Source organism: Streptomyces sp. MGP-P1, assembly GCF_057766565.1.
In genome coordinates this window covers 897601-918078 of sequence record NZ_JBYMEM010000007.1, presented here as the reverse complement: position 1 = coordinate 918078, position 20478 = coordinate 897601, and the positions used below count along the sequence as shown (strand labels likewise).

Below are 20478 nucleotides of genomic sequence, written 5' to 3'. Positions count from 1 at the left end.
GTAGAACGCCGTGCTCCAGTGCACCGCCGTCACCCTTCTCCCTCCCGAAGCCGTACTGCGGCTCCTCACCCCCGGGGTGGACGAGCCGGGCGTTCCGGAGCCGTACGTCCTGTGCGAACTCGGCGAGCACGACGACCCGCACACCGAACACGCCGCCTTCCTCCGGCCGGGCAGGACGCCCGACTCACCGGCCCAGTGGTTCTTCTGGACCGGCGACGGGCCCGAGCGCGTCCACCGGACCGACCGCTCGCCCTGGTGCCCCGCCCGCCTCCGCCGGCTCGACACGGTCGTCGTGCGGCAGTGCTCCTTCTTCGACCACCACACCGCGCCCCACTCCTGGGACGTGGACGATCCGCTCGGCGACCTGATCGCGGAGCGGCTCGTACCAGGCGACTCACCCGAAGGTGACCCGTACCCATGAACCAGTGCACCGCCGTCGCGTTACTGCCGCCCCCGGAGCACGTGGTCGCCCTGTCGGTCCCCGGGCACCGCCCGGAAGCCGGACACGTGCTCTGCGAGCTGGGTGAGGACCACGACGACGACCACGCGGCAATGCTGTGGGACGAGGGCGGACGGCCAGGAAGCGCCGTCTGGGTCCGGTGGAACGCGGAGCGTGCGCGCCTGGCTCCGCTCCTCTGGTGTCCCGCCCTGCGCCCCCAGGACGTGGACGAGGCGTGCGGGCTGTTCGTCGGCCACCCGGCAGGCCACGGCTGGGAGGTCTCCGACCCCACCGACGAGGCCATCGCGAGGGACCTGGCGAAACGGCACCCTCATCTGTTCCCCCGGTCTTGAGGACGTCGATGCCAGGAAGGGCGTCCGCCCGCCGCGAGGGCGCACAAGGGAACGGTGTCGGAGCTGCTGTCCGGGGCCGGCGTGACCCTGCGACGGGGCCGTGGGCGCTTGTCGGGCCGGGGCGGTTACGCCGCCTCGGTCTTCGTCATCAGCTGCACGAGGGTGGAGAAGCTGTCCGCGGCGTGGCCGGCGTCCATGCCGCGCCGGAAGAGGTCGGCGACCGCGGTCGGAAGGGCGGTGTCGACGCCCGCGTCGGCGTTGGTGTGCAGGACGTGTTCGACGCTGGCCATCCCCATGGCCAGGCGGTCCACATCGCCCATGTGCCGGCCGGCGTCGATGCGTTCGGAGTAGAAGGAGAAGAACCCCGGCAGCGAGTTCGCGGTCTCCACGGCGTGCGGCAGGATGTCCGCCGAAGTCAGGCCGTTGGCGTTGGCGAGGGCGATGGCCTGCCAGTAGCTCAGCATGGACGTCCAGAACATGACCATGCCGATCTGGTACATGAGCGCGGCAAGGCCGGGATCCTCTCCCCGGTGATCGGTCCGCCCCGTGATGACTTCGAGCGCGGGCCTGTGCTGATCGAAGACCTGACGCGGGCCGCTGTAGAACGTCGAGGACTCGGCCTTCCCGATCCCGGAGGGCGGCACGGTCACGCCGCCGGTCAGCTGGACAGCGCCCCGCTCGGATGCCCAACGGGCCGCGGTCCGGGCCTTCTCCGGTGTGTCCGAGCTGAGGTTCACCAGGGTCCGTCCGGCCAGTGCGGCCGAGGCGGGCTCCAGCGTGGCGTACATGGCGTCGTAGTCCGTGAGGCTGAGGATCACCAGCTCGTTGGAGGCGAGGGCCTCCTTCACGTTCGGCGCGAGCACCGCCCCACGGGCGACCAGGGCGTCCGCGCGCGACGCGGTGCGGTTCCAGACGGTGACGTCGTATCCGCGGTCGAGAAAGGCGGCGACCATGGCCTGCCCCATGGGGCCGAGGCCGATGACGGTGACCGACTGCTTGGTGCTGCTCATGATGAGATCTCCACCCCTCGCTAGAACGAGCGCTCTATTTAGTGCGCAGCGAGAAGGTAGCACGTTCTAAAACGAACGCTCTACTCAATAGATCGCCACGGTGGGGTTCACGCAGATCAGCGGATCAGCGGCTTCGCGGGGTTCTCCCTCCCGCTTCGCACGCTCTTCGGGTACGCGCGTGGGCCCGGATCACGGATGATCCGGGCCCACGGTCGTACGGGACGTGCTCAGCCGGCGCTCAGGTAGCGCTCGGCCGTCAGCTCTGGGCGGGCGACGCGCCCTGCTCGCCGGGCTCGGCTGCGGTGGCGGCCGCCTGCGCCTCGGCGCGCTCGCGCATCTTGCGCACCAGCTCCTGCTTCTTGTCCTCGGCGGTCTTGCGGTCGGCGCCTCGCGCGGAACCCGCGCCCTGCTGTTCGGCGCGGGACAGCTTCTTGCGCTGTCCGCCGACGCCGAGGAGGTTGTTGCGGCTCTTGGCCACGGCGTTCTCCCATTCGTGAAGGTGAGGTCGGAGTAATCGGACGATCGAGATCGATCCGGTGGGCGACGGGTGCTGCGACCCGTCGCGCGCTCACTCGTAGATCTGGAAGAACGAAGACATACGGAAACCGTACCGCGCCCCGCGAACGCCCCGCACCAGGTTTTCCGGCCGCCCGGGGCCGCCCCCTGACCCGACCCGGCCGGACCCGAACGAGAGGCCCGGGTCTCAGGCCGTCGGGTCGACCGTCGCCTGATGGGCCTCGGCCAGGTGCTCCTCGGCCTTCAGCCAGGGCAGGAACTGCGCCGGACGCTGCCACGCGCAGGTGGAACATGTCAGCTGGCGCGTCACGCTCGACTTCCGCACCCGCACGACGTGTTCACGGCCGTGCTGGTCCCATCTGCTGACCTTGCTGGTGGTGCTGGACGGCATCGCGTACCTCCCGGAACGGCGGCGGGGGCTCCGGTGGACCGTACGACGAAGCCCCCGGTCCCGTACCCGGAACCGGGGGCCTCACGCACGTGTGCAGGTGTCAGCAGCCAAGCAGACGCGAGCCGAGGTACGCCTGGATCTGGTCCAGGGAGACGCGCTCCTGCTTCATGGTGTCGCGCTCGCGCACGGTCACCGCGTTGTCGTCGAGGGTGTCGAAGTCGACGGTGACGCAGAACGGGGTGCCGATCTCGTCCTGGCGGCGGTAGCGGCGGCCGATGGCGCCGGCGTCGTCGAACTCGATGTTCCAGTTCTTGCGCAGGTCGGCGGCCAGGCCCTTGGCCTTCGGCGAGAGCTGCGGGTTGCGGGAGAGCGGCAGCACCGCGGCCTTGACCGGGGCCAGGCGGTGGTCGAGGCGCATCACGGTGCGCTTCTCCATGACGCCCTTGGCGTTGGGGGCCTCGTCCTCGACGTAGGCGTCCAGGAGGAACGCCAGCATCGCGCGGCCGACACCGGCCGCGGGCTCGATGACGTACGGCGTCCAGCGCTCGTTGGCCTCCTGGTCGTAGTACTGGAGGTCGGTGCCGGACGCCTCGGAGTGCGCCTTGAGGTCGTAGTCGGTGCGGTTGGCCACACCCTCCAGCTCGCCCCACTCGCTGCCGCCGAAGCGGAAGCGGTACTCGATGTCGGCGGTGCGCTTGGAGTAGTGGGAGAGCTTCTCCTTCGGGTGCTCGAACCAGCGCATGTTCTCCTCGCGCATGCCGAGGTCCGTGTACCAGTTCCAGCGCTGGTCCATCCAGTACTGCTGCCACTCCTCGTCCTCGCCCGGCTTGACGAAGAACTCCATCTCCATCTGCTCGAACTCGCGGGTCCGGAAGATGAAGTTGCCCGGAGTGATCTCGTTCCGGAAGGACTTGCCCATCTGCGCGATGCCGAACGGCGGCTTCTTGCGCGAGGTCTGCTGCACCTGGCCGAAGTTGGTGAAGATGCCCTGGGCGGTCTCGGGGCGCAGGTAGGCGACCGAGCCGGAGTCCTGGGTCGGGCCGAGGTGGGTGGAGAGGAGGCCCGAGAACTGCTTGGGCTCGGTGAAGGTGCCCTTGTTGCCGCAGTTGGGGCAGTTGAGGTCGGCGAGGCCGTTGACCGGCGGCTTGCCGTGCTTCTCCTCGTACGCCTCTTCCAGGTGGTCGGCGCGGTAGCGCTTGTGACAGGAGGTGCACTCGGTGAGCGGGTCCGAGAAGGTGGCGACGTGGCCCGAGGCGACCCAGACGTCCGGCGCCAGGATGACCGACGAGTCGAGACCGACCACGTCCTCGCGCGCGGTGACCATGTAGCGCCACCACTGACGCTTCAGGTTCTCCTTCATCTCGACGCCCAGCGGCCCGTAGTCCCAGGCGGCTCGCTGGCCACCGTAGATCTCACTGCAGGGGTAGACGAAGCCACGGCGCTTGCTCAGGCTGACGATGGTGTCGATCTTGTCGGCGGCCACGGTGCTCTCTTCATTACGACGGTGACGAACGGCGAATGCTTCAGATTACCGGCGGGCGCACCCCTGGGATCAAATCGGTGGGACGCGAAGGATCTTCTCGGCGATCTTCTCGGCGCCCCTATGTGACCTTCCGGGCATCTCATCAGCCTTGTTGACAATCGTTTCCACTTTAGTTGAAAATGACTGTCATGAACGTACGCCGCCTCATACCCACCACCGCCGTCGCCGGAGCAGTCGCCCTCGGCCTGACCGCCCTCTCGGCCTGCTCCACCTCCGACGCAGCGGACGGGGGCAACGGCGACAAGCTCAAGGTGACGGCGTCGTTCTACCCGATGCAGTTCCTGGCCGAGAAGATCGGCGGCGAGCACGTCGCGGTCACCAGCCTCACCAAGCCGGGCGTCGAGCCGCACGACCTGGAGCTCACCCCCCGCCAGATCGGCTCCATCAGCGAGTCCGACTACGTGCTGTACCTCAAGGGCATCCAGCCGGCCGTGGACGACGCGATTCTGCAGTCCGGTGTGAAGAACACCGTCGACGCCGCGACCCTCACCACCCTGGAGAACCACGGCTCCGAGGTCAGCGGCCACGACCACGGTCACGAAGGCGAAGAGAAGCATGCCGACGAGCACGCGGACGAGCACGGCCACGAGGAAGAGGCCCCCGAGGAGCACTCCGAGGGCGACGGCCACAACCACGGCGAGGAGGGCGGCGCCGACCCGCACGTCTGGCTGGACCCGGTGAAGTACGCCGAGGTCGCCAAGGGCGTCGGCAAGTCGCTGGAGAAGGCCGACCCCGACCACGCCGCCGACTACAAGAAGAACACGGCCGCCCTCGTCGCCGAGCTGGGCGAGCTGAACACGGCGTACGAGACCGGGCTGAAGAACACCTCCACCAAGACGTTCATCACCACCCACTCCGCCTTCGGCTACCTCGCCGAGCGCTACGGGCTCACCCAGCAGGGCATCGCGGGCATCGACCCCGAGGCCGAGCCGAGCCCCGCCCGCATCCAGGAGATCCACACCATCGCGGAGAAGGAGAAGGCCACCACGGTCTTCTTCGAGACGCTCGCCAGCGACAGGACCGCCAAGACCCTCGCGAAGGACACCGGCCTCGGGACCGGCGTCCTGGACCCGCTGGAGGGAATCACGGACCAGTCCCAGGGCGCTGACTACATCGAGGTCATGGAGTCCAACCTCGCCGCGCTGCAGAAGGCACTCGGCGCGAAGTGACCCGCACCACCCGTACAGCCATCGGATCGGAGGCGCTCATGCCGGAGCGTGAGAGCACCACCCGCGAGCCCGTGGCCACCGGCCACGCGCAGCCCGTCATCGCCCTGCGCGGCGCCACGGCCACCCTCGGCGCACGCCCCGTGCTGCGCGGGGTGGACCTGACCGTGCGCCGCGGCGAGGTCGTCGCGCTGCTGGGCGCCAACGGTTCCGGCAAGTCCACCGCCGTACGGTCCGTCATCGGGCAGGTCCCGCTGACCGGGGGCACCGTCGAGCTGTTCGGCACCGAGCTGCGCCGCTTCCGACGGTGGGGCCGGATCGGCTACGTCCCGCAGCGCACCACGGCCGCGGGCGGCGTGCCCGCCACGATCCGCGAGGTCGTCGCCTCCGGCCGGCTGTCCCGTACGGGGCTGCGGTGGCCCGGGAAGGCCGACCGGGCGGCCGTGGACCGGGCCATCGCACTGGTGGGCCTCGCCGACCGCGCCAGGGACTCCGTGAGCGCGCTGTCCGGGGGCCAGCACCAGCGGGTCCTGATCGCCCGCGCCCTGGCCGCCGAGCCGGAGCTGCTGATCATGGACGAGCCGATGGCCGGGGTCGACCTGGCCAGCCAGGAGATCCTCGCCTCGACCCTGCGCGAGCAGGTGGCGCTGGGCACCTCCGTGCTGCTCGTACTGCACGAGCTGGGGCCGCTGGAGCCGCTGATCGACCGGGCCGTCGTCCTGCGCGACGGCTGCGTGACCCACGACGGGCCGCCGCCCGAGGCGCTCGGTCAGCACGCGCTGCCCGGCCACGACCACGTACACCCCCACGCGGCCGCCGAGCCCGTCCGGACGGGACTGCTGACCTGATGCTCCTCGAATTCCTGAACCCTCCCTTCATGCAGCGGGCGCTCCTCGCGGCCGTCCTGGTCGGCATCACCGCGCCCGCCATCGGCATCTACCTGGTGCAGCGCAGGCAGGCCCTGATGGGCGACGGCATCGGGCACATCGCGATGACCGGCGTCGGCCTCGGCTTCCTGCTCTCCACCAGCCCGGTCTGGATGGCCACCGCCGTCGCCGTGGCCGGCGCGGTCGTGATGGAGCTGATCCGCTGGTACGGACACACGCGCGGCGACCTGGCCCTGGCCATGCTGTTCTACGGCGGCATGGCGGGCGGCGTCATGCTGATCAACCTGTCCGACACGGGCTCCAACGCCAACCTGACCTCGTACCTCTTCGGCTCGCTGGCCACCGTCTCCGAGTCGGACGTCATCGCGATCTGTGTGCTGGCCGCCTTCGTGGTGCTGGTCACGGTGGGGCTGCGGCGGCAGTTGTTCGCCGTCAGCCAGGACGAGGAGTTCGCCCGGGTGTCCGGGCTGCCGGTGCGGGTGCTGAACCTGCTGATCGCGGTGACCGCCGCCGTGACCGTGACCGTCGCGATGCGGGTCGTCGGCCTGCTGCTGGTCAGCGCGCTGATGGTGGTGCCCGTGGCGGCGGCGCAGCAGATCACCAAGTCCTTCAAGGTCACCTTCGTGCTGGCCGTGGTGATCGGCACGGCCGTGACCCTCACGGGCACCGTGACCTCGTACTACCAGGACGTTCCGCCCGGCGCGACGATCGTGCTGCTGGCCATCGCGGTGTTCGTGGCGCTGACCGCGCTCGCCGCACCGCTCGCGAGACGCCGGGCGCGGGCGAGCGAGGCGAAGGGCGCCGAGTGCACCCTTGAGGTACCGGGGGCCCGCCGGGACCTGGACGACGTACGGGTGTGACAGCGGTGCGTGTGACCGAGTCGCACCGTACGTGTTCGCCGGCGGCGCCCGGCCGGGCTGGCACAATGGCCCGACACATGTACGGGCGACACGAGGAGGCAGCTGTGGCCACGGCGCCGATCAGTGGCACGAACGCAGCGCCGGTACGCGGCCGGTCCACCCGGCAGCGGGCGGCGGTGGCGGCGGCGCTCGACGAGGTCGACGAGTTCCGCAGCGCCCAGGAGCTGCACGACGTCCTCAAGCACCGCGGCGACTCCGTGGGCCTGACGACGGTCTACCGGACCTTGCAGTCCCTCGCCGACGCGGGTGAGGTCGACGTCCTGCGCACCGCCGAGGGCGAGTCCGTCTACCGGCGGTGCTCGACCGGCGACCATCACCACCACCTGGTCTGCCGGCTCTGCGGCAAGGCGGTGGAGGTCGAGGGGCCGGCCGTCGAGCAGTGGGCCGAGATGATCGCCGCCCAGCACGGCTATGTGAACGTCGCGCACACCGTCGAGGTGTTCGGCACGTGCGCGGAGTGCGCCGCGAGCAAGGCGTAACGAGCGAAACGAACGAGAAGAGGCGGGCCCCGGACGTTGTACACGTCCGGGGCCCGCCTCTTTCACGTCACTTTTCGCGTCGCTTTCGCGTCACTCCCCGCGTCGCTCCCGTCTCACTGCTTGGCGGCTTCGGCGGCCTTCGCCGCCTTCGCCGCCTCCACTGCCTCCGCCCCGCCGAAGCGGCGGTCGCGCTGGGCGTACTCCAGGCAGGCCCGCCACAGGTCGCGACGGTCGAAATCCGGCCAGAGAACGTCCTGGAAGACCATCTCGGCGTACGCGCTCTGCCAGATCAGGTAGTTCGAGGTGCGCTGCTCCCCGCTGGGGCGCACGAAGAGGTCCACGTCCGGCATGTCGGGGTAGTACGTGTACTTCGCGAACGTCTTCTCGTTGACCTTGGACGGGTCGAGCTTCCCGGCCGCCACGTCCTGGGCGATGCGCTGCGCGGCGTCCGCGATCTCGGCACGGCCGCCGTAGTTGACGCAGAAGTACAACGTCATCTTGTCGTTGTCCTTGGTCTGCTCCTGGGCGACCTGGAGTTCCTGGACGACGGACTTCCACAGCTTGGGCATGCGGCCCACCCAGCGGATGCGGATGCCGAGCTCGTCCATCTCGTCGCGGCGGCGGCGGATCACGTCGCGGTTGAAGTTCATCAGGAACTTCACCTCGTCCGGCGAACGCTTCCAGTTCTCCGTGGAGAAGGCGTAGAGCGAGAGGTTCTTCACGCCCATCTCGATACAGCCCTTGAGAACGTCCATGACGACGCCCTCACCGACCTTGTGGCCCTCGGTGCGCGGGAGACCCCGCTCCTTCGCCCAGCGGCCGTTGCCGTCCATCACGACGGCGACGTGCTGGGGCACCAGCTCGCCGGGGATCTTCGGAGGCGTCGCGCCCGTGGGGTGCGGCTCGGGGGTCTTGTACGTGCGCCGGTTACGGCCGCCGAGGATCCCGCGTACTGCCATGAGCTTCTCAGTCTCCCTGTGTCACTTCTCCACGCACCGCGTCGTCTGCCCGACGCACCGCGTCACTTCTCCACGTACCGCTTCACTTCTCGACGCACCGCGTCACTTCTCCACGTACCGCAGCGAGCGCAGTCCGCGCTCCAGATGCCAGTGCAGATAGGCGGACACCAGCCCGCTCCCCTCCCTGACATGACGTGCCTCGCACGCGTCCGCCGTCGCCCAGTCGCCGCTGAGCAGCGCGCTCAGCAGGGCCAGGGCCTGTGCCGAGGGTACGACGCTGCCGGGGACCCGGCAGTCACCACAGATGACGCCCCCCGCCGCGACGGAGAAGAACCGGTTCGGACCCGGCATTCCGCACTTGGCGCAGTCCTCGAAGCTGGGCGCGTATCCGTTGACCGCGAGCGAGCGCAGCAGGAACGCGTCCAGGATCAGGTGGGGGGCGTGCTCGCCCCGGGCGAGGGTGCGCAGGCCGCCGACGAGCAGCAGGTACTGCTGGACGGCCGGTTCGCCCTCGTGGTCGGTGAACCGCTCGGCGGTCTCCAGCATCGCGGTGCCCGCCGTGTACCGGGCGTAGTCGGCGACGATCCCGCCGCCGTAGGGGGCGATCGTCTCGCTCTGGGTGCAGAGCGGCAGCCCGCGCCCGACCAGCTCGCTGCCGCGCGCGAAGAACTGCACGTCGACGTGGGAGAAGGGCTCCAGGCGGGCGCCGAACTTGGATTTGGTGCGGCGCACCCCGCGGGCGACGGCCCGCACCCGGCCGTGGCCGCGGGTCAGGATCGTGATGATCCGGTCGGCCTCGCCCAGTTTCTGCGTACGCAGCACGACGCCGTCGTCCCGGAACAAGCTCATGGGCCCATTGTCGCCCACCCGGGGTCGGGCCGTGGCGGGCCGGCGGCAGAGGGGGGCCGGGAGGGCTCTACGAGGGCGTACGGGCGGCCGCCGCCAGCAGACGGGCGGTGTCGTCGGCGGGGAGCTGGAGGGCGCTGCCGACCGTGGTCAGGACCTGGCGCTCGGCGGTGCGGTAGGGCCCGTCGGCCAGCGCGATCCTGGCGCCCTGGAGGAGGACGGACTCGCGGCCGGCGGTGGCCAGGTGCGGGGCGAGCGGGGCCAGCACCTCGTGCAGCTCGATGGCGAGGGTCGGACCGCAGGCCTCGGCGGCCGGGTCGGAACCGGAGCCCTGCCCGGTGTCGGCGGCCAGCACCTCGACGACGGTGAACAACTGCTCCTGGGTGCAGTCGTCGAGCCCGGCGTCGCGCACGGTGGCGACGGCGGCCTCCAGGACCGTGCGGGAGGTGGTGCCCCCGGCGGCGAGGACGGCCAGGGTGACGGTGTGGACGGCCTCGCGGAGCATCGCCGAGAACCGGGTCGTGGTGGGGTGGTCCAGCGCCTCGGGGGCGTAGTGGGCGAGGCAGGCGGCGCACTCGACCACGGGCTCGGTCTCGCCCCTGCCGACCAGCGGGACGCCGAGGACGGTGAGGCGGCGGCGGCCGGTGAGCCGGCGGTAGTTGCGGTCTCCCCCGCAGCCGGGGCAGAAGAAGGCGCCGTCGCCGACGGCGTCCCAGATGGTGCGAACGCCGCAGAGGACCGGCCTCAGAGCGCGTTGTCCTTTGGCTGACCGCACGTCGCACACCTCCGTAACGCTCCGGCAACATTGCCGTGTGTTGGACGTGATGTTAGCCACACACGCGAGGCGGCGTCAGCCTCTGGGACGTCACAACCCCCGGATATGGCCGAACCCCGACCACCCGGTGCGGGCGGTCGGGGTCCGTCAATGCCGTCGTACGGGGTCGAACCGGACGTCCGTACGACGTGCGGTGAGCGAAGGGGCCGGTCGGGTCAGCGGGCCGCGCGGTTGACCGCCGAGACGACCGCCTTGAGCGAGGCGCGGGTGGTGTTGGCGTCGATGCCGATGCCCCACAGGACCTTGCCGTCGATCGCGCACTCGATGTACGAGGCGGCCTGGGCGCTGGCGCCCTCGCTCATCGTGTGCTCGGTGTAGTCCAGCAGCCGGGCGTCGATGCCGATGGCCTGCAGCGCTTCGAAGAACGCGGAGATCGGGCCGTTGCCCGTACCGCTCAGCACGGTGTCCGCGCCGTCGACGGTGGCCTCGACGGTCAGGGTGTCCCGGCCGTCGGTGTCGGTGGTGGTCTGACCGGAGCGGAGCTGGACGCGCCCCCAGGCGTTCTCCGCGTTCGGCAGGTACTCGTCCTGGAAGGTGGTCCAGATCTGGCCCGGGGTGACCTCGCCGCCCTCGGCGTCGGTCTTGGCCTGAATGATCCGGGAGAACTCGATCTGCATCCGGCGCGGCAGGTCCAGCTTGTGGTCGTTCTTCAGGACGTAGGCGATACCGCCCTTGCCGGACTGCGAGTTGACCCGGATGACGGCCTCGTAGGAGCGGCCGACGTCCTTCGGGTCGATCGGCAGGTACGGCACGGCCCACTCGATGTCGTCGACGGTCCTCTCCTGGGCGGCGGCGTCCCGCTCCATGGCGTCGAAGCCCTTCTTGATGGCGTCCTGGTGGGAGCCGGAGAAGGCCGTGTAGACCAGATCGCCCGCGTAGGGGTGGCGCGGGTGGATCTCCATCTGGTTGCAGTACTCGCTGGTGCGGCGGATCTCGTCGATCTGCGAGAAGTCGATCTGCGGGTCGACGCCCTGGGAGAAGAGGTTCATGCCCAGGGTGACCAGGTCGACGTTGCCCGTGCGCTCGCCCTGGCCGAACAGGCAGCCCTCGATGCGGTCGGCGCCGGCCATGATGGCCAGCTCGGCGGCGGCGACGGCGGTGCCCCGGTCGTTGTGCGGGTGGACCGACAGGCAGACGAACTCGCGGCGGGTCAGGTTGCGGGACATCCACTCGAAGCGGTCCGCGTGGGTCGAGGGCGTCGAACGCTCCACGGTGGCGGGCAGGTTGAGGATGATCTCGCGGCCCTCCTCCGGCTGCCAGACGTCGCAGACGGCCTCGCAGACCTCCAGGGCGAAGTCCAGCTCGGTGTCGGTGAAGATCTCCGGGCTGTACTGGTAGCCGAAGATCGTCTCCGGGCCCAGGATCTTCTCGGCGTACTCCATGACCAGCCGGGTGCCGTCCACCGCGATCTGCTTGACCTCGTCGCGCGAGCCGCGGAAGACGACGCGGCGGAAGGTGGGGGCGGTGGCGTTGTACAGGTGGACGGTGGCCCGGCGGGCGCCGACCAGCGACTCCACGGTGCGCTCGATCAGCTCCTCGCGGGCCTGCGTCAGGACGGAGATCGTCACGTCCTCGGGAATCGCGCCCTCTTCGATGATGGAGCGTACGAAGTTGAAGTCGGTCTCGCCGGAGGACGGGAAGCCGACCTCGATCTCCTTGTAGCCCATCGCGACCAGCAGGTCGAACATCTCGCGCTTGCGCGCCGGGGACATCGGGTCGATCAGGGCCTGGTTGCCGTCGCGCAGATCGGTGGAGAGCCAGCGGGGCGCGACGGTGATCCGGTTGTCGGGCCAGGTGCGGTCGGCGATGTCCACGGCCTCGTAGCCGCGGTACTTGTGGACCGGCATCCCGGACGGCTTCTGGAGCTGCGTCGCGTTGGTGATCGGGGTGGGGCGGCCGACGGAATCGCGGGCGGGATTCACGGTGTTACCGGCAGGATTCACGGTGGTCATGGCGTAGGGCTCCTCGGTCCAGCGGGGGTCGGCCGACTGTGTCGCTGCAGCACCAGACTCCGCGGGGAGGGGGTCGGCCTACGACTACAGGCCCTCGCCGCGGCAGCTAAGGAGAAGCAGCCCGAAACGCATGATGCGACGAGCGTAACCGAGTGCGGCCCGTGCTGTCGGCGCGTATCAGTATGCGGGACCGGGCATCGATGACGGGTAAACAGTGACTCATCACTCCATTTCGTCAATCATCGTCGCAACCAGTGACAGAGCCGTGACGGAGTGCCACAGTCGTTTTATGCACCTTCGAACCGACGGCGATCTCCACCCCGTCTTCTGCACCATCGTTCCGCCCCACGTCCTCGATCACCTGTCCCGGTCCGCCGACGCCCGGCTCGCGGAGCCGGCCCGTCGCACCCTGGCGGCCGACGGCCTCCGCCGCGACCGCCGCCGCACGACGGCCCTCGCCGCCGTCCCGAGCACCCCCGGCGCGGGCGCGGTCCCCACCAAACCCCACCGCACCCTGTACGACTGCCGGAACGGCACCACCCTGCCCGGCCGCCTGGTCCGCGACGAGGGCGACAAGCCCACCTCGGACGCCAGCGTCAACCGCGCGTACGCCGGCCTCGGCGCCACCTTCGAGCTGCTGCTCTCGGCGTACGGGCGCAGCTCGATCGACGGCAAGGGGATGCCGCTGATCGGCTCCGTGCACTACGGCGAGGAGTACAACAACGCGTTCTTCGACGGCGAGCAGATGGTCTTCGGGGACGGCGACGGGGAGATCTTCCTCGACTTCACCGTCGCGGTCGACGTGATCGCCCACGAGCTGGCCCACGGCCTGACACAGCACACCGCCAACCTGCGCTACGAGGGCCAGTCGGGCGCGCTCAACGAGTCGGTGTCCGACGTCTTCGGCTCGCTGGTGAAGCAGTACTCGCTGGGCCAGAGCGCGGAGCAGGCCGACTGGCTGATCGGGGCCGGCCTGCTGGCGCCCCGGGTCAGCGGGGACGCGCTGCGCTCGATGAAGGCCCCGGGCACGGCGTACGACGACGACGTCCTCGGCAAGGACCCGCAGCCGGGCTCCATGGCGGACTACATCGAGACGGAGGAGGACAACGGCGGGGTCCACCTCAACTCCGGCATTCCCAACCGGGCGTTCCACCTCCTGGCCACCGCGCTGGGCGGCAACTCCTGGGAGCGTGCGGGACAGATCTGGTTCGACGTGCTGACCGGCGGCGAGCTGACGGCGAACGCGGACTTCGCGGAGTTCGCCCGGCTGACGGTCGCGGCGGCGGGCGACCGCTTCGGCGCGGCGGACGAGCGGGAGGCGGTCCTGAAGGCCTGGTCGGAGGTGGGCGTTCCGACCCGGGCGTGATCCGGCCCGCCGAGGAGGCGGGGTTGAGCACCCGCGCGGCCCCCGATAGACAGGACCCCATGCGTATTCAGGTCAGCAGGACCGGCGGCTTCGCCGGCATCGCCCGCCGCAGTGAGGTCGACACCGAGGGCCGGGCGGACGCCGCGGAGTGGCACGCGCTCGCCGAGGAGGCGCTCGACTCCGCGCGGGACACCCCGACGACGGGAGTACCGGACGGCTTCCGGTACGAGATCACCGTCGGGGACCGCACCGTGTACTGCGCTGACCCCGATCTGACCGGGGCGCAGCGCACGCTGATCTCACGCGTCCTCAAGGAGGGCGCGTGAGATCGGCACCTTCTGTCGGACCCGCCCAGGACATGTCGGGCGGATCAGGGCCTAGAACCCCAGCTTCCGCAGCTGCTTGGGATCGCGCTGCCAGTCCTTGGCGACCTTCACGTGCAGGTCCAGGAAGACCGGCGTGCCGAGCAGTGCCTCGATGTGCTTGCGGGACTTGGTGCCGACGTCCTTCAGCCGCTGGCCCTTCGGGCCGATGATGATGCCCTTCTGGCTGGGGCGCTCGATGTAGACGTTGGCGTGGATGTCCAGCAGCGGCTTGTCCGCCGGACGGTCCGTGCGCGGCAGCATCTCCTCGACGACGACCGCGATGGAGTGCGGCAGCTCGTCGCGTACGCCCTCCAGCGCCGCCTCGCGGATCAGCTCCGCGACCATGACCATCTCCGGCTCGTCGGTGAGGTCGCCCTCCGGGTAGAGCGGCGGGCTCACGGGCAGCAGCGGGGCGATGAGGTCGGCGAGCAGGCCGACCTGCTGGTCCTTCACCGCCGAGACGGGAATGATCTCGGCCCACTCGAAGCCCAGCTCGTCGGCGAGCGCGGAGATCGCGAGGAGCTGCTCGGCCAGCGCCTTCGACTCGACCAGGTCGGTCTTGGTGATGATGGCGATCTTGGGGGTCTTCTTGATCCCCGCGAGCTCCTTGACGATGTACTTGTCGCCGGGGCCGAGCTTCTGGTCGGCGGGCAGGCAGAAGCCGATGACGTCGACCTCGGCCCAGGTGGTCCGCACGACGTCGTTGAGCCGCTCGCCCAGGAGGGTGCGCGGCTTGTGGAGGCCGGGGGTGTCGACCAGGATCAGCTGCGCGTCGTCACGGTGCACGATGCCGCGCACCGTGTGCCGCGTGGTCTGGGGGCGATTGGAGGTGATCGCCACCTTCTGACCGACGAGAGCGTTCGTGAGGGTGGACTTGCCGGCGTTGGGGCGGCCCACGAAGCAGGCGAAGCCTGCCCGGTGGGGGGAGGTGGTCTCCGCTTGCGCGGCAGCGGATTCTTGGTTCGGTCGAGCGCTCATGGCGACCATTCTCCCCGATCCCGGCGGCGGCGGAGCACAGAGGGCCGCGCGAGACCGGTCACGGCCGTCTCAGTCCGTACGGGTACGGCGTCGGCGGGCCCGTGCCCGCAGGGTCCCTCCGGCGGCGACGAGCACGGCGAGCACCCCGGCGAGGAGCCACGGAGCGCGGGAACGGTGGGCCCGTTCACCCGCAGGTGGATCCGGGCGCCGACGGCTCCGATCAGCCCGCCGTGAGGCGGACCCGCAGCGTGCCGTCCGGACCCGCGAGCAGCACCGGGGTCTCCGGTCCGCCGAGGTCCCGCACCGCGGCCCGGTCGTCGTCCGAGGGCGTCTCGGCGGCGGAGACGACCGCGGCCGCCTCCAGCGACGTGGCGCCGCTGGCCACCGCCATGGCGACGGCGGTCTGCAGGGCGCTGAGCTTCAGCGAGTCCAGCGCCACCGTGCCCGCGACATACGTACGTCCCGTCTCGTCGCGAACGGCCGCGCCCTCGGGCACCCCGTTGCGGGCACGGGCGCTGCGCGCCAGGGTGACGATCTTGCGGTCCTCGGCGTCGAGCTCCGTGGTGTCGGTCATGGCACGAGCATACGAAGCGGGCGGGGGCCCGCACAGGTCGCCCCGGTTGCCCGGAGCGTCCGGCTGTCCCGGACCGGTCGCCCCGGCACCGTACGCGTCCACGCGTTCCCTACGGGCGGTCCAGCCGCAGCCGCTCCGCCTTCGGGAGTTTGGCGACCACCAGGTCGTAGGAGTCCTCGACCAGCTCGCGCAGCAGCCGGTCCGGGACGCCGGAGACGGTGACCGTGTTCCAGTGGCGCTTGTTCATGTGCCAGCCGGGCACGATCGCGGGGTGCGTCTCGCGCAGCCGGATCGCCTCGTCGGGATCGCACTTGAGGTTGACGGTGAGCGGCTGTCCGTCCAGGGCGGTGAGGGCGAACATCTTGCCGAGCACCTTGAAGACGGAGGTCTCCGGGCCGAACGGGAACTCCTCCACGCTCGCGTTGAACTCCAGGCAGAAGGCCCGCAGCCGCTCCGGTGTCATTCCTCTTCCTTCTCCTCGGTCTCCTGGTGCTCCGGCTCCACGAGCACCGTGACGATCTTGTTCCGGCGGCCCGCGGGGGATTCCGCCGTGAGCCGGAGCCTGCGGCCGTCGGGCAGCTCGACGGCGGCGGACGCGCCGGCGATCGGGACCCGGCCGAGCGCCTTGGCGAGCAGGCCGCCGACGGTCTCCACGTCCTCGTCGTCGTACTCGTCGAGGTCGAAGAGATCGCCGAGGTCCCCGATGTCGAGCCGGGCGGTGACCCGGTAGCAGCCGTCCCCCAGCTCCTGGACGGGCGGCAGCTCCCGGTCGTACTCGTCGGTGATCTCGCCGACGATCTCCTCCAGGATGTCCTCGATGGTGACGATGCCCGCGGTGCCGCCGTACTCGTCGATGACGACCGCGACGTGGCTGCGGTCCTGCTGCATCTCGCGCAGCAGGTCCCCGGCGTTCTTGGTGTCGGGGACGAAGGCGGCGGGGCGCATCGCGGTGGAGACCGGGTCGGCCTCGGACTCGCGGTTGATGTGCGTCTTGCGCACCAGGTCCTTGAGGTAGACGATGCCGACGACGTCGTCCTCGTTCTCGCCGGTGACCGGGATCCGGGAGAAGCCGGAGCGCAGGGCGAGGGTGAGGGCCTGCCGGATCGTCTTGTAGCGCTCGATGGAGACGAGGTCGGTGCGCGGCACCATGACCTCGCGGACCAGGGTGTCGCCCAGCTCGAAGACCGAGTGCACCATGCGGCGCTCGTCGTCCTCGATGAGCGACTCCGCCTCGGCGAGGTCGACCATGGCGCGCAGCTCGGCCTCGCTGGCGAACGGCCCCTTGCGGAACCCCTTGCCGGGGGTCAGCGCGTTGCCGACGAGGATCAGCAGCTGCGGGATCGGCCCCATGATCCTGGCCAGCGGCACCAGGACGTACGCGGATGCCGTGGCCGTGTTCAGCGGGTGCTGGCGGCCGATGGTGCGCGGGGAGACGCCGATGGCGACGTAGCTGACGAGCACCATCACGCCCATCGCGACGGCCAGCGCCTCCCAGGTCTCGGGCAGCTCCTGGAGGCAGGCGTAGGTGACGAGGACCCCGGCGGACATCTCGCAGGCGACCCGCACCAGCAGGGCGACGTTGAGATAGCGGGTCGGGTCGGCCGCGATCTGCGCCAGCTTCGCGCTGCCGCGCCGGCCGGACCGGACAGCCTCGTCCGCCCGGAAGCTGGAGGTGCGGGCGATACCGGCCTCGGCGCAGGCGGCCAGCCAGCCGACGACGACCAGCAGCACGGCCCCGACGATCAGGGGCGCGCTCACGAGACGGTGGGGGCGGGGGACGCGCCGGTGAGCCCGTGCTCCCCGCGCCAGCCGTCCACGATGGCGGCCTGGAGACCGAACATCTCGGCCTTCTCGTCCGGCTCCTCGTGGTCGTACCCCAGCAGGTGCAGCACTCCGTGGACGGTCAGGAGCTGGAGCTCCTCGTCCATGGAGTGCTGCGTCGGAGCCTCTTCGCCCTGCTTCTTCGCGACCTCCGGGCAGAGCACGATGTCACCGAGGAGCCCCTGCGGGGGCTCCTCGTCGTCCTTGGCCGGCGGACGCAGCTCGTCCATCGGGAAGGACATGACATCGGTCGGACCGGGGAGGTCCATCCACTGGATGTGCAGCTGCTCCATGGCGTCGGTGTCCACCACGATCACCGAGAGCTCGGACAGCGGGTGGATCCGCATCCGGGCCAGTGCGTAGCGGGCGATGTCGAGGATCGCCTGCTCGTCGACCTCGGTTCCGGACTCGTTGTTGACGTCGATCGACATGGTGCGCTGCGACTACTTCCCTTTACGGCGGTCGCGTCGGCCGTCTTCGCGGCCTTCCGCCTGACCGTCCTGCTGACCGTTTCGGCTGTCGTACTTCTCGTACGCGTCGACGATACGGCCGACGAGCTTGTGCCGGACGACATCCTGGGAGGTGAGCCGCGAGAAGTGCACGTCGTCCAGGCCCTCCAGGATGTCCTGGACCTGCCGCAGCCCGCTCTTGGTGCCGCTCGGCAGGTCGACCTGGGTGACGTCACCGGTGATGACGATCTTGGAGTCGAAGCCGAGGCGGGTGAGGAACATCTTCATCTGCTCGGCGCTGGTGTTCTGCGCCTCGTCGAGGATGATGAACGCGTCATTCAGGGTGCGGCCACGCATGTACGCCAGCGGCGCGACCTCGATCGTGCCCGCCGCCATCAGCCGCGGGATCGAGTCGGGGTCGAGCATGTCGTGCAGGGCGTCGTAGAGCGGGCGCAGATACGGGTCGATCTTGTCGAACAGGGTGCCCGGCAGGAAGCCGAGCCGCTCCCCCGCCTCGACCGCGGGCCGGGTCAGGATGATCCGGCTGACCTGCTTCGACTGGAGTGCCTGGACGGCCTTGGCCATGGCGAGGTAGGTCTTGCCCGTACCGGCGGGGCCGATGCCGAACACGATCGTGTGCTCGTCGATCGCGTCGACGTACCGCTTCTGGTTGAGCGTCTTGGGGCGGATGGTCCGGCCGCGGTTGGAGAGGATGTTCTGCGTGAGCACCTCGGCGGGCGTCTCGCCCCCGGACTCTCCCCCGCCGGCCGCCCTGAGCATGGCGATCGACCGTTCCACAGCGTCCTCCGTCATCGGCGCTCCGGTACGGAGCACGAGCATCATCTCGTCGAACAGGCGTTGGATGAGAGCGACGTCGGCGGCCTCGCCCGTGGCACTGATCTCGTTGCCCCGGACGTGGATGTCGGCCGCCGGGAAAGCCTCTTCGATCACGCGCAACAGCGAGTCACCCGATCCCAGGAGCATCACCATGGGGTGTGCGGCCGGGATCCTGATCTGGGCACGCGCCTGCGGCTGTGTGGGTGTCTGAGTCATGGGCCGGCCCTCGGGCCTGCGCATACCTCCCGTTGCAGGGTTCTCGCTGCTCGACAACCTCTGGACCACCAAGCCTACGACCTGGCGGTGACAACGCGGAGCGCTTTTACCGCCCATGTGTGCGACTCGCGCCCGAGACCGGTCAGTGGCCGGAGGCCGGTCACTTGCGGAAGCCGGTCACTGGCGGAAGCCGATCGTGGGCACCGCGCGCCGCAGCGGCCAGGCGCGGGCCGTGGCGGGCACGAGGTCGTCCAGGAAGGCGTAGCGCTCCAGGGCTGCGGGGTCCTGGCTCGCGCAGGTGCGGATCAGCTGCCACCAGGCGGCGACCTCGGTCCAGCCGGGGGCGGAGAGCGAGCCGCCGAACTCCTGGACCGAGAGGGCGGCGGTGAGCCCGGCGAAGGCGAGCCGGTCGGCGAGCGGCCAGTCTGCGAGGGTGCCGGTCACGAAGCCGGCGACGAAGACGTCCCCGGCGCCGGTGGGGTCGAGCGCCTCCACCTCGATGGCGGGCACGGCCGCGGCGACGCCGGTGCGGCCGTCCACCGCGTACGCGCCCTCGGCTCCTAGGGTGACCACGGCGAGCGGCACCCGTTCGGCGAGAGCGTGGGCGGCGGCGCGCGGGCAGTCGGTGCGGGTGTAGCGCATCGCCTCCTCGGCGTTGGGCAGGAACGCCTCGCAGTGCGCCAGGTCGGGCAGGGCGTCCAGGTCCCAGCGGCCGGTCTCGTCCCAGCCGACGTCGGCGAAGATCAGCGCGCCGTTGCGGGCGGCGGTGGCCACCCAGGGCTCGCACCGGCCCGGAGCGAGCGAGGCGACGGCGGCACGGGCACGCGGCGGGCAGTGCGGGAAGGCCGGGGCGGGGACGGGTGTTCCGGCGGGGGCACCTGGTGCGGTGGACACGGAGGTTCCGGCGGGGGCGGAGGCTCCGGCGGGGGCGGGGGCTCCGGCGGGGGCGCCTGTTCCCGTGGGCGCGGAGGCTCCGGCGGGGGCGGGGGCTCCGGTGGGGGCGTCTGTTCCCGTGGGCGCGGAGATTCCGGCGGGGGCGGGGGCTCCGGTGGGGGTGCCTGTTCCCGTGGGCGCGGAGGCTCCGGCGGGCGTTCCGGTCGGAGCGGGTGCCTCGTGGCCGTGCGAGACCATCGTGCGCTCACCCTCGTACGCCATGGAGACGGTGACCGGGGAGTGCCAGCCGGGGACGGTGTGCGACATCGACAGGTCGATGCCCTCGCCCTGTTCGAGGGCGTCCCAGCAGTACTCCCCGTAGTGGTCGTCGCCGAAAGCGGCGGCGAGGGAGGTGTGCAGGCCGAGGCGGGCGAGGGCGGTGGCCATGTTGGCGACGCCGCCGGGGCTGGAGCCCATCCCCCGCGCCCAGGACTCGGTGCCGCGCACGGGGGCGCTGTCCAGGCCGGTGAAGATGATGTCGAGGAAGACCGGGCCCGTCAGGAAGACGTCGCAGGCGGGGTCCCGGGGGGCGCGCAGCGCCCGCAGCGGGTCGATGCCCGGAGTGTCTGTGCTCACCGTGCGCTCCCGGTGTCGTGCGGCGGATCTCGGCCGGATCCGGACCGTGTGCGGTGCGGCCAGTCTG

Annotated in this window: 23 protein-coding genes; 8 read left to right on the top strand and 15 right to left on the bottom strand. The window is 70.6% G+C overall.

All coding sequences use genetic code 11. The annotated features are described in order from the left end of the window. Positions 1 to 10 precede the first annotated feature (10 nt). Complete coding sequence (locus AC3CH1_RS25700) at positions 11 to 421, top strand: hypothetical protein (RefSeq protein ID WP_488465079.1); 411 nt, start codon at positions 11 to 13, stop codon at positions 419 to 421. Further along, complete coding sequence (locus AC3CH1_RS25695) at positions 418 to 792, top strand: hypothetical protein (protein WP_488465078.1); 375 nt, start codon at positions 418 to 420, stop codon at positions 790 to 792. The genes AC3CH1_RS25700 and AC3CH1_RS25695 overlap by 4 nt, the downstream gene beginning before the upstream one ends. 125 nt (positions 793 to 917) lie before the next feature. Here AC3CH1_RS25695 and AC3CH1_RS25690 read toward each other — a convergent pair whose 3' ends face one another. From AC3CH1_RS25690 to AC3CH1_RS25675, 4 genes are all read right to left on the bottom strand, one after another. Further along, positions 918 to 1802 (bottom strand): NAD(P)-dependent oxidoreductase, encoded by an 885-nt coding sequence (locus AC3CH1_RS25690; protein WP_488465077.1) that lies wholly within the window; start codon positions 1800 to 1802, stop codon positions 918 to 920. A 256-nt stretch (positions 1803 to 2058) separates the two neighbouring features. Then, complete coding sequence (locus AC3CH1_RS25685) at positions 2059 to 2280, bottom strand: DUF6243 family protein (RefSeq protein WP_488465076.1); 222 nt, start codon at positions 2278 to 2280, stop codon at positions 2059 to 2061. Positions 2281 to 2505: 225 nt separating this feature from the next. Then, positions 2506 to 2709: a hypothetical protein gene (locus AC3CH1_RS25680; protein ID WP_371623340.1), complete on the bottom strand. Its 204-nt coding sequence runs from the start codon at positions 2707 to 2709 to the stop codon at positions 2506 to 2508. Between the two features lie 100 nt (positions 2710 to 2809). After that, positions 2810 to 4192 carry a glycine--tRNA ligase gene (locus AC3CH1_RS25675; RefSeq protein WP_018961192.1) on the bottom strand — a complete coding sequence of 461 codons (1383 nt, stop codon included), beginning with the start codon at positions 4190 to 4192 and terminating at the stop codon, positions 2810 to 2812. A 188-nt stretch (positions 4193 to 4380) separates the two neighbouring features. On the opposite strand from AC3CH1_RS25675, the gene AC3CH1_RS25670 reads away from it, so the two are divergent. The 4 genes from AC3CH1_RS25670 to AC3CH1_RS25655 all read left to right on the top strand — a co-directional run bounded on the left by AC3CH1_RS25670 (position 4381) and on the right by AC3CH1_RS25655 (position 7704). Further along, complete coding sequence (locus AC3CH1_RS25670; protein ID WP_488465075.1) at positions 4381 to 5421, top strand: metal ABC transporter solute-binding protein, Zn/Mn family; 1041 nt, start codon at positions 4381 to 4383, stop codon at positions 5419 to 5421. 38 nt (positions 5422 to 5459) lie between these two features. After that, on the top strand, positions 5460 to 6266 hold the full coding sequence (locus tag AC3CH1_RS25665) for a metal ABC transporter ATP-binding protein (protein ID WP_488466736.1): 807 nt from the start codon (positions 5460 to 5462) through the stop codon (positions 6264 to 6266). After that, entirely contained in the window at positions 6266 to 7165 is a 900-nt protein-coding gene (locus AC3CH1_RS25660; RefSeq protein WP_488465074.1) for a metal ABC transporter permease, read from the top strand. Before AC3CH1_RS25665 ends, AC3CH1_RS25660 begins: the two co-directional genes overlap by 1 nt. 104 nt (positions 7166 to 7269) lie before the next feature. Then, complete coding sequence (locus AC3CH1_RS25655) at positions 7270 to 7704, top strand: Fur family transcriptional regulator (RefSeq protein ID WP_003969280.1); 435 nt, start codon at positions 7270 to 7272, stop codon at positions 7702 to 7704. A gap of 113 nt (positions 7705 to 7817) precedes the next feature. Here the strand turns inward: AC3CH1_RS25655 and AC3CH1_RS25650 are convergent, their stop codons facing one another. From AC3CH1_RS25650 to leuA, 4 genes are all read right to left on the bottom strand, one after another. Then, positions 7818 to 8663 carry an isoprenyl transferase gene (locus tag AC3CH1_RS25650; protein ID WP_488465073.1) on the bottom strand — a complete coding sequence of 282 codons (846 nt, stop codon included), beginning with the start codon at positions 8661 to 8663 and terminating at the stop codon, positions 7818 to 7820. 102 nt (positions 8664 to 8765) lie between these two features. Further along, positions 8766 to 9512, bottom strand: coding sequence for a DNA repair protein RecO (gene recO / locus AC3CH1_RS25645; RefSeq protein WP_265601715.1), 747 nt, complete (start codon positions 9510 to 9512; stop codon positions 8766 to 8768). Between the two features lie 67 nt (positions 9513 to 9579). Further along, positions 9580 to 10284 (bottom strand): TerB family tellurite resistance protein, encoded by a 705-nt coding sequence (locus tag AC3CH1_RS25640; protein ID WP_018961198.1) that lies wholly within the window; start codon positions 10282 to 10284, stop codon positions 9580 to 9582. 215 nt (positions 10285 to 10499) lie between these two features. Then, positions 10500 to 12296, bottom strand: coding sequence for a 2-isopropylmalate synthase (gene leuA, locus AC3CH1_RS25635; RefSeq protein WP_488465072.1), 1797 nt, complete (start codon positions 12294 to 12296; stop codon positions 10500 to 10502). A 289-nt stretch (positions 12297 to 12585) separates the two neighbouring features. On the opposite strand from leuA, the gene AC3CH1_RS25630 reads away from it, so the two are divergent. After that, positions 12586 to 13662, top strand: a complete 1077-nt coding sequence (locus tag AC3CH1_RS25630; protein ID WP_488465071.1) for a M4 family metallopeptidase — start codon at positions 12586 to 12588, stop codon at positions 13660 to 13662. Between the two features lie 59 nt (positions 13663 to 13721). Next, the gene (locus AC3CH1_RS25625) at positions 13722 to 13988 is read left to right on the top strand and encodes a protealysin inhibitor emfourin (RefSeq protein WP_488465070.1); all 267 of its coding nucleotides are present in this window, start codon (positions 13722 to 13724) and stop codon (positions 13986 to 13988) included. Positions 13989 to 14039: 51 nt separating this feature from the next. On the opposite strand, the gene era is transcribed toward AC3CH1_RS25625, so the two are convergent. The 7 genes from era to AC3CH1_RS25590 all read right to left on the bottom strand — a co-directional run bounded on the left by era (position 14040) and on the right by AC3CH1_RS25590 (position 20411). Then, complete coding sequence (gene era, locus AC3CH1_RS25620) at positions 14040 to 15014, bottom strand: GTPase Era (protein WP_488465069.1); 975 nt, start codon at positions 15012 to 15014, stop codon at positions 14040 to 14042. A 211-nt stretch (positions 15015 to 15225) separates the two neighbouring features. Next, entirely contained in the window at positions 15226 to 15579 is a 354-nt protein-coding gene (locus AC3CH1_RS25615; RefSeq protein ID WP_488465068.1) for a cytidine deaminase, read from the bottom strand. Positions 15580 to 15688: 109 nt separating this feature from the next. Then, entirely contained in the window at positions 15689 to 16042 is a 354-nt protein-coding gene (locus AC3CH1_RS25610) for an MmcQ/YjbR family DNA-binding protein (protein ID WP_488465067.1), read from the bottom strand. Further along, positions 16039 to 17337 (bottom strand): hemolysin family protein, encoded by a 1299-nt coding sequence (locus AC3CH1_RS25605; RefSeq protein WP_488465066.1) that lies wholly within the window; start codon positions 17335 to 17337, stop codon positions 16039 to 16041. The genes AC3CH1_RS25610 and AC3CH1_RS25605 overlap by 4 nt, the downstream gene beginning before the upstream one ends. Continuing rightward, a complete protein-coding gene (ybeY, locus tag AC3CH1_RS25600) occupies positions 17334 to 17831 on the bottom strand; it encodes an rRNA maturation RNase YbeY (RefSeq protein ID WP_003969265.1) in 498 nt (165 codons plus the stop codon). The genes AC3CH1_RS25605 and ybeY overlap by 4 nt, the downstream gene beginning before the upstream one ends. 12 nt (positions 17832 to 17843) lie before the next feature. Next, positions 17844 to 18902 (bottom strand): PhoH family protein, encoded by a 1059-nt coding sequence (locus tag AC3CH1_RS25595; protein ID WP_488465065.1) that lies wholly within the window; start codon positions 18900 to 18902, stop codon positions 17844 to 17846. A 177-nt stretch (positions 18903 to 19079) separates the two neighbouring features. Next, positions 19080 to 20411, bottom strand: coding sequence for a carbohydrate kinase family protein (locus tag AC3CH1_RS25590; RefSeq protein ID WP_488465064.1), 1332 nt, complete (start codon positions 20409 to 20411; stop codon positions 19080 to 19082). Positions 20412 to 20478: the final 67 nt, after the last annotated feature.

What these genes read in the sequence shown, in the direction of transcription:
- AC3CH1_RS25660 (WP_488465074.1), top strand. Translation starts at nt 6,266, where the DNA reads ATGCTCCTCGAATTCCTGAACCCTCCCTTCATGCAGCGGGCGCTCCTC.
- AC3CH1_RS25695 (WP_488465078.1), top strand. Translation starts at nt 418, where the DNA reads ATGAACCAGTGCACCGCCGTCGCGTTACTGCCGCCCCCGGAGCACGTG.
- AC3CH1_RS25630 (WP_488465071.1), top strand. Translation starts at nt 12,586, where the DNA reads ATGCACCTTCGAACCGACGGCGATCTCCACCCCGTCTTCTGCACCATC.
- leuA (WP_488465072.1), bottom strand. Translation starts at nt 12,296, where the DNA reads ATGACCACCGTGAATCCTGCCGGTAACACCGTGAATCCCGCCCGCGAT.
- AC3CH1_RS25690 (WP_488465077.1), bottom strand. Translation starts at nt 1,802, where the DNA reads ATGAGCAGCACCAAGCAGTCGGTCACCGTCATCGGCCTCGGCCCCATG.
- AC3CH1_RS25680 (WP_371623340.1), bottom strand. Translation starts at nt 2,709, where the DNA reads ATGCCGTCCAGCACCACCAGCAAGGTCAGCAGATGGGACCAGCACGGC.
- AC3CH1_RS25665 (WP_488466736.1), top strand. Translation starts at nt 5,460, where the DNA reads ATGCCGGAGCGTGAGAGCACCACCCGCGAGCCCGTGGCCACCGGCCAC.
- AC3CH1_RS25625 (WP_488465070.1), top strand. Translation starts at nt 13,722, where the DNA reads ATGCGTATTCAGGTCAGCAGGACCGGCGGCTTCGCCGGCATCGCCCGC.
- AC3CH1_RS25670 (WP_488465075.1), top strand. Translation starts at nt 4,381, where the DNA reads ATGAACGTACGCCGCCTCATACCCACCACCGCCGTCGCCGGAGCAGTC.
- recO (WP_265601715.1), bottom strand. Translation starts at nt 9,512, where the DNA reads ATGAGCTTGTTCCGGGACGACGGCGTCGTGCTGCGTACGCAGAAACTG.
- AC3CH1_RS25610 (WP_488465067.1), bottom strand. Translation starts at nt 16,042, where the DNA reads ATGACACCGGAGCGGCTGCGGGCCTTCTGCCTGGAGTTCAACGCGAGC.
- AC3CH1_RS25595 (WP_488465065.1), bottom strand. Translation starts at nt 18,902, where the DNA reads ATGACTCAGACACCCACACAGCCGCAGGCGCGTGCCCAGATCAGGATC.
- AC3CH1_RS25650 (WP_488465073.1), bottom strand. Translation starts at nt 8,663, where the DNA reads ATGGCAGTACGCGGGATCCTCGGCGGCCGTAACCGGCGCACGTACAAG.
- ybeY (WP_003969265.1), bottom strand. Translation starts at nt 17,831, where the DNA reads ATGTCGATCGACGTCAACAACGAGTCCGGAACCGAGGTCGACGAGCAG.
- AC3CH1_RS25615 (WP_488465068.1), bottom strand. Translation starts at nt 15,579, where the DNA reads ATGACCGACACCACGGAGCTCGACGCCGAGGACCGCAAGATCGTCACC.
- era (WP_488465069.1), bottom strand. Translation starts at nt 15,014, where the DNA reads ATGGTCGCCATGAGCGCTCGACCGAACCAAGAATCCGCTGCCGCGCAA.